Origin of the sequence: Gracilimonas tropica DSM 19535 (genome assembly GCF_000375425.1) — a bacterium.
Taxonomy (GTDB): domain Bacteria; phylum Bacteroidota; class Rhodothermia; order Balneolales; family Balneolaceae; genus Gracilimonas; species Gracilimonas tropica.
The window spans coordinates 1-13,757 of the sequence record NZ_AQXG01000005.1 but is presented as its reverse complement, the minus strand read 5'-3'; the positions used below and the strand labels follow the sequence as shown (position 1 = coordinate 13,757).

Genomic DNA, 13,757 nt, shown 5'->3' with positions numbered 1-13,757 from the left:
TCCTTGAAAACTTAGTGAACCTTTGTGTCCTTGTGATTCGGTGGCAAAAAATTGAGTATGATGTATGAATGAGAAGAAAGCGGCTCAACCCGAAGACATCCCCAACCTTTTCAAAGAAGCATGGATGAAGCGCGATGCCGACATGCTGGCTTCACTATTTACAGAGGGTGCAGAATTCGTGAATGTAGTAGGACTTTGGTGGCACAACCGGGAAGATATCCGCCAGGCGCATGCGTATGGATTTGAAAAGATCTTTGGAGATTCAGACCTGGCCATTAGAGAGATCAAAGTGAAGGAGCTTTCTGATGATATTGCGGTGGTTCATGCCCGAATGAGGCTCAAAGGTCAAACTAAAAAAGGGAACGTAGAAGTACCCTCCATCCGCCAAAATATATTTTCATTTGTGGTGCAAAAATTCGGGGAGGAATGGAAATGTGTGTCGGCCCATAACACGGACATTATACCGGGTGCAGAAACAAACATCATTGATGAGAAAGGAAATTTGAAGCCTGAAAACTATCGAAAGTGAACAGTACGGTTATCATTTTTGCATAAAATTAATTGGGAAATTATTCTAAGCTTATAGCTATAAAGCACAAATCGGCTCAGCGAGCCGATGTACGTAGCACGGCTCGCTGAGCCGTGTTGTATGAAAAGGGAGGAAAGTTATAATATGATATGAATGGGGTGATACAATGACTTTTTATAGACGAAATCTTCCACACTGGCAGCCAGCAGGGGCTGATTACTTTATAACTTTACGGCTTGCAGGATCTATTCCTAAAAAAGTAGTTCAAAAGTTAAATAAGGAGAAAGAAAAACTGCTTTCCTCAGAAAATAATGAAAAGGTAAGACTAAAAATTAATCGTCAGATTTTTAAAAAATATGAAGCTATTTTAGATAAAGCCGAAAGCGGTCTAACCTGGCTTATAAAACCTCAGATTAACAGAATAGTTAAAGAATCACTGCATTTTCGAGACGGAAGAGGTTACAAGCTGTACGCTTACAGCATCATGTCAAATCATGTGCATATTGTATTTCAACATATATCAGATAGAATTATTCAAAGAAAAGATGATTATTTGGTCACTAATATTTTGGCATCTTTCAAGAAATACACGGGTAGATTGTGCAATAAGAAATTAAATCGCACAGGATCTCCTTTTTGGCAAGCGGAGAGTTATGATCATGTAATAAGAGATTCGGACGAACTAATAAGGGTAATTTACTATACTTTAGAAAACCCGGTTAAGGCAAACTTAATTGATAAATGGCGAGATTGGCCTCATAGTTTTTGCAGAAAAGAATTCCGTGATTTGTTTTAACGGATAAATCCTTAGCAACAGATCGGCTCAGCGAGCCGATGTACGTAGCACGGCTCGCTGAGCTGTTGTATGATGCAAATAAATGTGATCCTATGAATATTACCTTTAAATCCTACATCGACTATCTCTCCAAACTAAAATTACACTACGTTACGGTACCTTCTGATATTGTAGACCAGGTAGGAGGGATTGGGACGCGGGTAATGTGCTCCGTAAATGGGGAAAAAGCATTTCACGCGGGGATGGTAGCTTTGGGAGAAGGGGCTGCATATATCACGCTTAACAAAAAACGCATGAAGAAATTCGGAGTAGAAAAGGGAGATGAGGTTCAAGTGACCCTCACTGAAGATAACAGTAAATACGGAATGGAAATGCCGGAAGAGCTGGAAGCTTTACTTGAACAGGATGCGGAAGGTGCTAGAAGATTTGAAAATATAACACCCGGGCAGCAACGGTATATCATACATTATGTAAGTCAGGTGAAAAGCAGCCAAAAGAAAATTGATCGTGCTATTATGCTTATTAACAACTTAAAAGATCTGCCCGAAGGAGAGTTTAATTTCAGGAAGTTGTTGGGCAAGCCTCCTCGCGAATCATAGCAAAAAAAATCGTGTCGACGCAGAGCATTGACACGAGTAATATGCATGCTCGGAGTTAATTTGCCGTGCTTCCGCTTATAGTATGCCCAAAGAATACGGCATTGGCAAAAAGCTTGTTGGTGCCGTACCAGAAGGCGCGGAAATTGGGATTATCTGTCATGGCGATCACTTTTCCGCCTCCCATTCGGCTTACCACAATAGCGGCCGTTCCGCCGATCACATCCAGGTTATCTTCGGAAATGTAACCACTGGCAAGCGGGTTTTCTTCAGAATAATAGAGCGGCGTAGAATAAGGGTTTTCTCCTTTTTTGATGAACAGGTTTCCATTTCTGAAAACAGTAATGTCATCGTCATTGAACCCGTAACCAAGCGGGTGAGTAAGGTCTAACTTGGCGTTGAAGATCGTGCCGCCAATATACTCCGCTCCGGAATCGGGGCCTTGTTTTACATACGGACGAACTTGTGTTTCTTGCTCTTCACCTTCTTCCTCGTCAGAATCAACATACTCAATATTGGCAAATCCGTGAGACTTTGCCCAGCGTAATGCGTTTCTGTAAACGATAAGGGTTCCGCCTTCGCTTACCCAGTTCTTGAGGTTTTCTGCGGCAGCATCCGACATGCTGTAGCCACTTGAAACGATGACGTTGTAACGATCAAGATCTGCTCTTGCCAGGTCATCATATTCCAAAATGGTGAGCGGCATATGGTAGCGCTGATCCATCAGGTGCCAGGTTTCGCCAACTTCATAAGAGCTGGTTCCTGAGCCTCCAATAATGGCTACTTTAGGTGCTTCCAGGTTCTCGAAATTATTACTACCGAGATCCATGCCGGAAGGTGTGAGCCCGGTCGGTAACTCATAAACGGTGATGCCGTCTTCTTCGGTAATGGTTTGTATCAATTCGTGCACTTTTTCGGGGTGATCTTGAATTCCCATAGGAACTACAATGGTGCCATAGTCAAAATCTTTGGCCCCATCCGTGATCACAGATTTAAAAGGGCGGGAAGCAACTTTGGCACGAACGTCGGCAGCCAATAAACGATAGAGTGCCCGGGGTGTGTAGTATTCGTCCCATTCAAAAGCATAGGCATACTGAGCCTGATCACCGATCAGAGAGCCTTCCAGGTTCATGGCGTCAAAATTAAATTCGTCGCCCAAAAGATTATTGTTAAAAGCACGGCCATTCAACTCCTCGAAAGGAAGATTGAAAGCATACGGCATCGTCCAAGCAGAGACATCATAAAACAAGCTATCCGTGAATTCCGTCCGGCGTTCAAATAACGCAGTGATCAGCTTGTACTGCCGCTGATTGGTTGGTACAACATAAGCTTTTCCGGCTTTGAAATTATTATGATCCCGGGCGAGCTCGTACACATCTATCTGATTGCGATCCAGCATCTCAGCCAGATGCTTGGTTCGGGCCTGGTCGGCTTCTTCCCCAAATACATACGCTTTGATTGAAGCATTGTCCGCCTCTTTAGCCGCTTCCTGATAAAAGGCGCGGGTATTTCCTAATAACTCCTCACGAAGGCCCTGAACCGCTTCAAGCGTGGAAAGAGACGTCACAAATTGATTACGAATGGTGAACGGAAATTCCAGGATTCCGTGAATGCTTTCCTGTGCATGTCCACGGGAACTGGCTTGCTCGAACAGAATTCCAAGGGAGCCATTTACATCCGGGTAGGTAGAACCTTTTCCATAATAAAAGTCATCAAAGCTTTCTTCGGAGTAGTAAAGTGATTGGATCTGATCTAAGGCATCGGCGTGGTATTCGGCAATTGCTCCGGTTAAATCCTGATTACGCTGCGGGGTGAGTGGATGCGTTCGAGACGGAATGCCCGGCTGGAAGAAGAAGGTGGAGTTGGTGCCCATCTCGTGATGATCCGTTAAAACTTGTGGAACCCATTCGTGGAATTTGGCTACCCGGCCTTTGCTTTCAGGATGTTGCATCAGCATCCAGTCGCGGTTCAGATCAAACCAATAGTGATTGGTTCGTCCGCCCGGCCAGTTCTCATCAAACTCGCGGCTTTGCGGATCGGTAACCAGGACGTTTTTACTTTTGTGGATATTTGCCCAGTGTGCAAATCGGTTCAGTCCATCAGGGTTGATGCTGGGGTCAATCAAAATAATGGTGTTATTGAGCATTTCATTAATCTCGGGTCCCTGAGCTGCGGCAAGGTGATACACAACCGCCAGTGAGGCATTGGAACCACTTGGCTCATTTCCGTGTACGCTATAGCTCATGGTAACCACAGCCGGCATCTCAGCGAGGTTAAGGCTTTCGGATTGTGAAGCGTCAGTCAGCTTCAAATGCTCTTCTTTAATTTGCTTTATATTCCGCTGATTTTGGGGTGAAGTGATGGTGAGCATCAAGAGCGGGCGGTTTTCGTAGGTTCGTGCATATTCGGTGATAGTCACCCTGTCAGAAGCTTCCGCCACGGCATACATATAATTCACTAATTGATCATGACGCACATGCCATTCACCCAGTTCCGCACCCAGAATTTCTTTAGGGGTAGGAATTTCGGAATTATAGGTCACTCCATCGGGGAGGAAATAATCAAGAGTAACCGGTTCGGGGTTTAGAACCTGGGCTTGTAACATCACCCCGAAAAACAAAGAAAAGAGAGCCGTAAAGAATGCTTTCATAACGTATCAATTGGTTTGTGAAATTGCGGATATAAAATCGGATAGAATGGTACCAGTTCAAAATGAAAAATGTTTTTAAAAGTTTCTTGCCGTACACCGGCTCGCTGAGCCGATAGGATTTTGCCACAAAAGCTCTAAAGCACGAAAGTTTTGTACAGTCCCGGAATCGTCTGACCACTGAAGTAAGCCTCAAAAAATGAATTCACAAAGAAGTGGTCCGACGATTTGATTGGGGCAAATTGTTATTAAAAGAATAGCGATTAACCGATGGGCCGAATGACCGATTTGTGAATTATAATTCATTAGGCGATAAGACCTTAGAAGAAATATAGATGTTGTAAACTCAACAAAAACAGATTTTTTTGTAACAAATAGAAAGAGAGGGACTCTTTTAAGTGCCCCGCAAAAGGGGATTAATATTAATTATTTAAGAGGAAAATACTATGAATAAATATACCAAGTTAATACCGGTATTATTAATAGCGATACTTACGGGATGTCAATCATCGGTGAATGATGCTTCTCAAATAAAAGAGCCCAGTGACCAATCATTAACAGATATTGAAATACTGGCAGAAAACGGTTTCCCTGAAGACCTGATTGAGAGTAATGAAGATTACTATTTGGTTGATGGAGATATAATGATTTCCAAAGATCAAGTTAATGAGATGAGGGGGGTAAGCAACGATCAGCCAAAATCGAAGCAGGCATATGGGGGTTCCGGTTGGGGGCTTGTCCATATAAATTCCGTGGATGATATCACTATTGCTGCAGCAAGCAATGTTCCATCGGCCTGGAAGAGTGCAATCCAAAGCGCGGTATCAAACTGGAACAACCTTTCCAATAGCAGGATTACTTTTACCTATCAAAGTTCCCCATCTAATCCGGATATAACGGTTTACTATAATGCGTACAGCGGTGGTTTCTATGCAGCAGCAGATCCGGCTTACGGTAATGATCCCGGCAGGTTTATCTATATAAACTCTTTGGAGGCCGGAGGCTTGAGTTCTCTCGAAAGAGAAGAAATCATAACTCATGAGATGGGACATACAATTGGTTTTCGGCATACAGACTGGCAAAGTGTCGGTGAAAGCTCAGCCAATAATATTCCCTTTACCCCAAGCTTCGATTCTCAATCAGTAATGAACAGCGGCAACGGAGGTCTAAGGTCTTGGAATGGGTTTTCATCTAATGACGGAGTTGCAGCACGTGTACTTTATCCAAATAGTTTAACTGCTCCAGGTTTTCATGCTCTACACAATGGGGAAACAAGCAATTCTATGGCTATAGATGTGGAACCCTATTATGTATATGCTCCATATATAGAAGTGTATTCTAAAGGTGAACATGAGACGAACTGGTCTCAAATTGATTACATCAATTACCCAACAACGTCCAAAGTAGTGAATGCGCCTATTCCTTTTGGTCATGTTCCGGGTGATAAAATTAGCATAAGGATCAGAGCAAGAGGATTTCAGAACGGCCTGGCTTCATCCTATAGTTACAAAATGGATTTTGAAATTGAAGGAGATGGAGGAAGCGGAGGCTGCGTGCCCGGATTTCCATGCCTAAACTAGTCAGTTATAAAAGCCCTTTGTTTGAGGGCTTTCTTTTTATCTCATCTTTCTATCGAAATTCATTATAATCTACCCGAATAATTATTTAAAGAATCGGGAAATGAAGTCGAAAAAGATTAAATCTACCTTTAAGTATGCATTCGGGCCGGGGCTGATTCTGGCTGCTGCCGCCATCGGGGTTTCGCATTTGGTGCAATCTACCCGGGCCGGTGCCGATTATGGATTTACATTGGTTTGGGCGGTCATTATTGCCAGTTTGATGAAGTATCCCTTTCTGGAATACGGCCCTCGCTACGCCACGGCAACCGGAGAAAGCCTGATCGCCGGCTACAAAAAACTGGGCAGCTGGGCGCTATGGATTTATATCATTTTTACCGTCGGGACGATGTTCGCCATTCAGGCGGCAGTGACGATTGTGACGGCAAGCCTGGCCGTGGAGCTTACAAGCATTGAGCTTCCGCTGTTGGTTTGGAGTATCATCATTTTACTGATTTGCATTGGCGTGCTCTATCGCGGACAGTATTCCGCACTCGATTCCCTGATTAAAGTAGTAATGGTGGTTCTGACAGTTTCAACCATCGCAGCATTTTTAGTGGCCTGGTTTGATACTTCTCCGGCCAGCTTGCCCGAAGCACCTTCGGTTTGGGATGTAGCCGGCGTTACCTTCCTGATTGCGCTGATGGGCTGGATGCCGATTCCCATTGATGCAGCCGCCTGGCATTCGCTCTGGAGCCTGGAGCGGGATAAACAAACGCAACACAAATCCAGCTTGAAGGACAGCCTACTTGATTTCAATATCGGATATATTGGAGCCTCTATTCTGGCATTGATATTTCTGTCGCTGGGGGCGTTGGTCATGTTTGGCTCGGGTGTAAGTTTCTCTTCTTCAGGAGCAGCCTTCGCCCAACAGCTAATTGATCTCTACACGCAAACACTGGGAGGATGGGCGCACTGGATTATTATCATCTGCGCTTTTTCGACCATGTTCAGTACTACATTGACGGTTACAGATTCTTATCCCCGGGTAACCCGCGAAATTATCCGGGTAATGAAGAGCAGTGCTAATGAATCAAAGCTCTTTTCTTACAAAGGATTACTGTTCCTTATTTCAACCCTTTCCATGTTGGTTCTGTGGCTTACCGGCAGCCGGTTTACCTATATCATCGACCTGGCTACTTCGCTTTCATTTCTGACTGCACCGGCGCTGGCTTTTATCAACTACCGGTTGATCATGTCGAGGTTCACACCGGAAGACCATCAACCCAAAACCTGGTTAAAAGTATTAAGCTGGCTTGGGATGATCTTCTTAACGGCTTTTGCCCTGCTGTTTTTCTACTGGCGGTTTTTAGGGTAGGAACATCGAACTGTCGAACATTCAACTTTGAATAATGAATTTTGAGGGTGGTTAGAATTTTTATGCTTAGGATGTTTTATGAGGAGGCTTAATGCCGCAAGAACTCGTCCGACCACTGAAATGGATACCGTGTTGAGTAAGCTAAGAAATAATAAGGAAAGGAAAACTTGAATTCGGAAAGAAGTGGTCCGATGATTGGATTGGGTAAAGTGGTTTCTTCAAGATTGACTTCCTCATTCATTATTTCTCAATTAGCGCTATATTTAAGCTTTAACTAATCCACTGAATACTTTGCAAACGCTATTTCCTCCAAGGGAGCCCTTTAATGCCTGGTCCCATTACCTGGGAGCTTTAATAGCTTTGGTTTGGCTGTTCTTTTTGATGAGCCGCACTTCAGGTGATCCACTTTCTTATAAGATTGCCTTTTTGGTCTATGGGATTTCGGTTATCCTGATGTTTCTATCCAGTGCTGTATATCATACTCTGAACGTACAAACCAAAACCGAAGAACTGTTCCGCATGTTTGATCACTTTCTGATCTATGTGGTGATAGCCGGAACCTATACTCCGATATGTATGATCGTTTTGGAAGGAGCCTGGCAGTGGGGGATGTTATTGGGTATTTGGCTTTTTGCCTTAGCAGGTATTCTCAAGAAAACATTTTGGATGAGTGCGCCTCGCTGGTTTTCAACCGTTATTTATTTGTTAATGGGATGGGTATCTGTGATCATATTACCAATTGTATGGCGGGTATTGCCACATGGATTTGTGTATTGGATCGCAATTGGAGGACTTTTCTATACGGCAGGTGCCGTTATTTACGCCATACGAAAACCAAATCCCATACCCGGGGCGTTTGGTTTTCATGAGATCTGGCACCTGTTTGTAATGGGCGGAGCTTTTTCTCATTATTGGGCGATCTATAAATATCTGCCAAATTTCAGTTTCCCTGTATGATGAGATTCAAAAAAGCTTGTGCGGTCTTTATTTTTTCTTTGATACCGGTTTTAAGTATAGGGCAGTCTTTGTCTTATAATAGCCTGACCACGGTTCGTCCTATGGGTATCGGCTGGCAGGAAATAAATACCGAACACTTTCGGGTTATCTTTCCAAGAGGAGCCGACTCGCTGGCGTTCAGGTCTGCAGCTATCCTGGAGGACCAATATGGTAAGGTATCGAAGCTGACCGGTGGAACTCTCACAAATTTTCCGGTGATATTGAGAGATTACAATGATGTTTCCAACGGGTTTGTGAATTCGTATAACTTCCGGTCTGAAGTGGATCTGTCTACTTTAAAGGGGAAAAGCATGAACCCTAAGACCGGAGATTGGCTGGAGACGGTTTTATCCCATGAATTGGTTCATGCAACACACTTTAATATTCAGCAGCCCTGGGAGGATAAAAAGGTCAGTATTTCTAATTTCATCAGTTTGTTTTCTCCGGATATGGCGCGATCCATTCATGGCTTTCCACCGGTAGGCATGCATGAAGGTCTTGCCGTTTATCACGAAACCGAAGCCATTGCACCACTTGGAGGGCGAGGTAATTATACTTACTTCAATAATCGTTTTAACGACAATTTCAGGAGCTCCGATCGCTGGAATATGGGGCAGAGCCTTATTACCTCAGACTACAATCAGCCTTTGAACCGGCACTATATTTCCGGGTATCAGTTTATGGATTGGCTGCACGATGAATATGGTGATGATATTTCAAAAAAGGTCATTCGTTACCATTATCATAACTTTTTTCTTGGGTATGGTTTTGCACTTCGGCAAAAAACAGGAAAATGGCCCGGACAGCTTTATGATGAATACGAAAAAGCGATTCGGAAAAAGGAGGAAAAGCGCCTGGCCGGCATTTATAATGAAACGACCGCAAGCTCAAAGGTTCTGGATTTTTATTTCAAGGGAGAACAAACCCGGGCACCGAAATGGTTGAATAATGATGAGCTGCTGTTTTACGCTTCTTTTTACAATGGACGGCTGGGGTTCTACACCTATCGGCTTAACGAGAGCAAACCGAGGTTAATAACCGAGACCTATTCAGTAGGAGATAATAACTACGAGATTGAGGGAGATGCACTCTATTTCAGCAGCTACAAACAGGACCCTTTGTATACTTCGGTATATAAATCGGATGTTTTCAGATATGATCTTCAAAGAGGGAAAAGCCATCGGGTTACCCATAAGGCGCGGGTATATGCGCCCACTTTTAATGGAGAGAAACTGATTGGCATCCGTACGGTATCCGGGGTTTCTTCCATTGTGGAGGTTGACGAGCAAACCGGTCATACAACGACACTGGCAACATTCGGGGAGGCTACGCCAAAAGCATTGCGGTTCAACCCTCAAGAGCCCGGGCGTTTGGCCATTGTGATGCGAAAAAGGGGAGTTCAAGGTCTTTGGATCACTTCTCTCGACAGCTTGAAAAAAGATCTGGACGGCCCGCCGGATGTGGCTTTTGAAAGAGGTTCAATTTTTGATCCTGAATGGCATCCCGATGGCAACCGCTTGCTTTTTACTATGGATGCTTATCCGGCGATGAACATCTATGAATATGAACTTGAAAGTGGTGAAATCAGAAGGGTCACCAATGCCGCTTATAATGCAATGGAAGCATCCTATAGTCCTGATGGCGACAAAATTGCGTATGTGCTTCAGTTAAAAAATGAGCGAAAAATAGCCATACTGGAAAGAGAAGATTTTGCGAAAGAGATTGTTGAACGTGAAAGGCTGCTTACCGAGGAATCGCTATCCAAAGCTTTGAACCGGCCATATGTAGGAGAAGAGAACCTGGAGGATTTACAAACCTTGCCGGTATCCTCTTATCGTGGAGATGTAAGCTGGCTAAAACCAAGAGTAGTATACCCGGTGTTTGAAGAGGTATCCGGCAGCTATCAATACGGGCTGGGACTTTCAAGCATTGATGCGCTTTCAAGTCAGGCGTATTCATTTGAGCTGACCGGCATTCAAAACCGCTTGTGGTATGATTTTACGTATACCAATAAAATGTTCTATCCCGGTTTTGAGCTTAGTACCTACAGTGAGCCTCAATTCTTGGTCATCTCTAACAGTGCCAATGACCGGTTTTCGATGATGAGACAAGACCGTGGTTTTGGGCTTTCCATTCCATTTAATTATACATTTCGTGGAGATACACGGCTGAGTTCAATTTCCATTTCGCCGGAGCTTAAAGCAGAACAGATCAAATATTATGATCTTTCTCCCAATGCACTTACGGATTTTAATACGAGATACCGAGCAGGACTTTTTTCACAATTGAATATTGGTGTTTTGAACTTACCACGCGATGTTCAGCCATCGGCAGGAATCTCCGTCTTTGGATTGTATGAGCAAACGCTTAATGACCTGCAACTAACTGTGCCTACCCCGCTTGGTGATTTCCAACAAAACCTGAATAACCAATGGACGGCCTATTATGGGATTTTTGGTTTTGTGTCGCCATTGCGCCGGTGGAATCAGTCGCTTAGGTTGGGAGTGAGGTTCCTGCAGCAAAGTGAGTCGGCCATTTACTCGAATAGTACGATCATTCCTATGGGCTTTGACCGCGCAGATTTTCCAAATTATAACGCCAGCGGTGGCACCGGATTTCAAAACTTAGCGCGGTTCAGTACGCGATATACGATCCCTATACTCTACCCTGATACCGGGTTTTTGACGGTTCCGGCCTATCTCAGCAGTGTCTATTTGACCGCTTTTTCCCATACCCTCACAAACATGGATGCAAGTGACTTGTTGCAATCAAGCCGAAGTATTTTCGGAGCCGGTTTCCATGTTCAGTTCAAAGTGTCTAACTTATTGTTCGATTTAGGGATCGGCTTTGCCTACGAGCCCACAAGGAATAACACACAATTTATATTTGGAGAATTTTGATACTCAGGTATTTTCGGTTTACTGCTTTTTTGATAGCTATAACAGGTACATTAGCATTTATTGGGTGTAATAACCAAGATCCATCCGACTCTGATCACTCTGATGAGATCGGAAATAGAAAAAGCCCTATCGCCGTTTCCTCTGTCAAAACCAATGGCACTTATATTAAGGTCGTTTATGGTCAGCCTTACAGAAAGGGAAGAACCATATTTGGAGATTTGCTGCCCTGGGGTGAAGTTTGGAGAACCGGTGCGAATGAGGCCACAGAAATAACGATTACAAAGTCGGTTTTGATGGGCACCGAGGCCATACCCTCCGGGACCTATTCTTTGTTTACTATTCCTCAGCCGGATTCCATGACCATTATCCTGAATCATGAACTGGGTTTGTGGGGAGCGGAAGACTATAATCCGCAACGTGACTACAAACGCATTACATTCCCGGTAGAAAAACTGGACGTCCCTGCAGAAGCCTTTACGATTGAATTTACGGAACCCAATCAGGGAACAACCAATATGCGCCTAAAATGGGGGGTAGTAAAAGTAGATGTGCCTATTCGGTTTTTTGGAGAGTAGTTTAGTTCTCAACAAGTTTAAGCAACTCATCAGGAACATCAATATCCATTCTTAACACCTGAGATGCATGCGTTTTTCCCTGGGCATCCAGTTTTAGAGAAACCGTTCCGCCACCACCCAGGCTTTCATTCAGGATAAAATTCAAGGCGCCGATATTTGGCAATTCATATCGTTCAACTGCTCCTTTGCATACATATTTCATGTGCTCTTTTACGCGGTCAGCCGTCAGTTCTTTCTTAAGGAATGGGTAGATGTCCGGATGGCGGGCTATGATTCCCACGTTACTTCCATTTCCTTTATCGCCGCTGCGGCCATGGGCAATTTTCAACAATTTTACGGTTGGCATGATGAATTTTTTTAGGCTGAATTTTCGTCAAAGATAACGGGATTTGGATTTACATCACAATAGAAAACAGCGTGAATGGAACACGGATAACACCGATTTTGCGGATGATCACAGATAGAGATAGGCTATTCGATGCAGCAAAAAACAAGAAGTCGTCCGCCACTGAAAGGGTAATGTTATCAAATCAAGCGCTAAAACCTCAAAAGAAAAGATGCATAAAGCATTTAGAAGTGGTCCGAAGAATGGGGTGGCACGCATTTTAAGTCACCGCTCGAAAGGCCAATAGCTTTGAGTCAGAGATTCCGCCTCGCTAAAAACTTAAAATATCTCAGGGTGATGCTGATCGATGCAGACAAAGCACAAGAAATCGTCCGACCACTGAAGGGGCTAAACAGTGAACTCAAACTGGAGCCTCTTTATCTATAGGCTATCTGAAAAACGAAGAAGTGGTCGACGAATGGTAAAAGGCAATGCATTCAATCGTCGGACGAATTTTGATGTTATAGGACAAACCGTGCCTGGAAGGTTATTTAATCAGAATAGGTGTTCGGGTGAGTTCATTCGTCAGACGAGTTCTTGCCTGCAAGCTGATAGCCAGCTTCCCAAATCAATCCGACAAATAATACACGATCGTAGAAACCACCCGCACTTTTTTGATATGTGGATTATTATTATCCCGCGGAGAAATGCTAAATAATCCCTGATTCGCCGTTTTGATCTTGCCGAGTTCACTGTTAGAGTCTTCTGCAAACTTTTCAGCTACGGCACGTGCTTCTTTGGTGGCGGCCTCGATCATTCTTGGCTTGATGTCGTTCAGGCTGTCAAAAATGTATTCGGGCCGAACCTGATATTCATCACCTGAAAGGGTGATGCCTTGTTTCCCGAGATCTGCAAGCTGACTCATCACTTCTCGCACCAGCTCCACGTTTTCAGAATATACGGTCACCGTTTGATCGGCTACGTAACGGAATTGAGCATCATTCTGTCCGCCCCAGCGCTGGGCTGATTTATCCGTCACCAAAGGAGTGGAAATGGAAATTTCGTCCACGCTGATGCCTCGTTCGGTTAAAAAGGTTCGGACTTTGTCCCCGCTGTTTTCCAGGTTTTCGTAGATCTCCGCCAGCTGATTGCTTGCCTCGGTGTACTGTATCGGCCATATTACAATGTCGGCCATGTGCTCTTCTTCAGCCAGACCTTTCACTGTAACTGTCCGTTCATATTCTTTAAAAGTGATGGCTGAATTGCCAATGATAAATCCAAAGGCGACCAGCCCAAGAAAAATGGCAGCACCAATGATAGTGAGTCCCCGATTGCTTTGAATGTCCATGATGGTTTTTGAAATGAATTGTTGTGAATAAGATACGAAGTTGTATTAGGAATTAGTGCCTTTTGGAAAATATGTTTCAGCAGTCAGCAGTCAGCAGTCAGCAGTCAGCAG

The 13,757-nt window shown here is 44.0% G+C and carries 11 protein-coding genes; 8 read left to right on the top strand and 3 right to left on the bottom strand.

Annotated features, from left to right (window positions below):
• Positions 1 to 64: 64 nt before the first annotated feature.
• The 3 genes from B151_RS0109565 (at position 65) to B151_RS0109555 (ending at position 1,924) form a co-directional block, all read left to right on the top strand.
• Complete coding sequence (locus B151_RS0109565) at positions 65 to 529, top strand: YybH family protein (protein ID WP_020403405.1); 465 nt, start codon at positions 65 to 67, stop codon at positions 527 to 529.
• Positions 530 to 695: 166 nt separating this feature from the next.
• Positions 696 to 1,325, top strand: coding sequence for a transposase (locus tag B151_RS0109560; protein WP_020403404.1), 630 nt, complete (start codon positions 696 to 698; stop codon positions 1,323 to 1,325).
• A gap of 92 nt (positions 1,326 to 1,417) precedes the next feature.
• Positions 1,418 to 1,924 carry a YdeI/OmpD-associated family protein gene (locus B151_RS0109555; RefSeq protein WP_040516880.1) on the top strand — a complete coding sequence of 169 codons (507 nt, stop codon included), beginning with the start codon at positions 1,418 to 1,420 and terminating at the stop codon, positions 1,922 to 1,924.
• A 55-nt stretch (positions 1,925 to 1,979) separates the two neighbouring features.
• Here B151_RS0109555 and B151_RS0109550 read toward each other — a convergent pair whose 3' ends face one another.
• Complete coding sequence (locus tag B151_RS0109550) at positions 1,980 to 4,571, bottom strand: M14 family metallopeptidase (RefSeq protein WP_020403402.1); 2,592 nt, start codon at positions 4,569 to 4,571, stop codon at positions 1,980 to 1,982.
• 443 nt (positions 4,572 to 5,014) lie between these two features.
• Between B151_RS0109550 and B151_RS19525 the strand changes: the two genes are divergently transcribed.
• The 5 genes from B151_RS19525 (at position 5,015) to B151_RS0109520 (ending at position 11,973) form a co-directional block, all read left to right on the top strand.
• The gene (locus tag B151_RS19525) at positions 5,015 to 6,148 is read left to right on the top strand and encodes a M57 family metalloprotease (protein WP_051069738.1); all 1,134 of its coding nucleotides are present in this window, start codon (positions 5,015 to 5,017) and stop codon (positions 6,146 to 6,148) included.
• Between the two features lie 100 nt (positions 6,149 to 6,248).
• A complete protein-coding gene (locus tag B151_RS0109540) occupies positions 6,249 to 7,502 on the top strand; it encodes an Nramp family divalent metal transporter (RefSeq protein ID WP_020403400.1) in 1,254 nt (417 codons plus the stop codon).
• A gap of 291 nt (positions 7,503 to 7,793) precedes the next feature.
• Positions 7,794 to 8,459 carry a PAQR family membrane homeostasis protein TrhA gene (trhA, locus tag B151_RS0109530; RefSeq protein ID WP_020403398.1) on the top strand — a complete coding sequence of 222 codons (666 nt, stop codon included), beginning with the start codon at positions 7,794 to 7,796 and terminating at the stop codon, positions 8,457 to 8,459.
• The gene (locus B151_RS0109525; RefSeq protein WP_020403397.1) at positions 8,456 to 11,398 is read left to right on the top strand and encodes a TolB-like translocation protein; all 2,943 of its coding nucleotides are present in this window, start codon (positions 8,456 to 8,458) and stop codon (positions 11,396 to 11,398) included. Before trhA ends, B151_RS0109525 begins: the two co-directional genes overlap by 4 nt.
• A gap of 29 nt (positions 11,399 to 11,427) precedes the next feature.
• Positions 11,428 to 11,973: a DUF2911 domain-containing protein gene (locus tag B151_RS0109520; RefSeq protein WP_071594697.1), complete on the top strand. Its 546-nt coding sequence runs from the start codon at positions 11,428 to 11,430 to the stop codon at positions 11,971 to 11,973.
• Between the two features lies 1 nt (position 11,974).
• Here B151_RS0109520 and B151_RS0109515 read toward each other — a convergent pair whose 3' ends face one another.
• Together B151_RS0109515 and B151_RS0109510 are read right to left on the bottom strand one after the other, a co-directional pair.
• Positions 11,975 to 12,319: an AtuA-related protein gene (locus B151_RS0109515; protein ID WP_020403395.1), complete on the bottom strand. Its 345-nt coding sequence runs from the start codon at positions 12,317 to 12,319 to the stop codon at positions 11,975 to 11,977.
• 607 nt (positions 12,320 to 12,926) lie between these two features.
• On the bottom strand, positions 12,927 to 13,646 hold the full coding sequence (locus tag B151_RS0109510) for an SIMPL domain-containing protein (protein WP_020403393.1): 720 nt from the start codon (positions 13,644 to 13,646) through the stop codon (positions 12,927 to 12,929).
• Between the last annotated feature and the right edge of the window lie 111 nt (positions 13,647 to 13,757).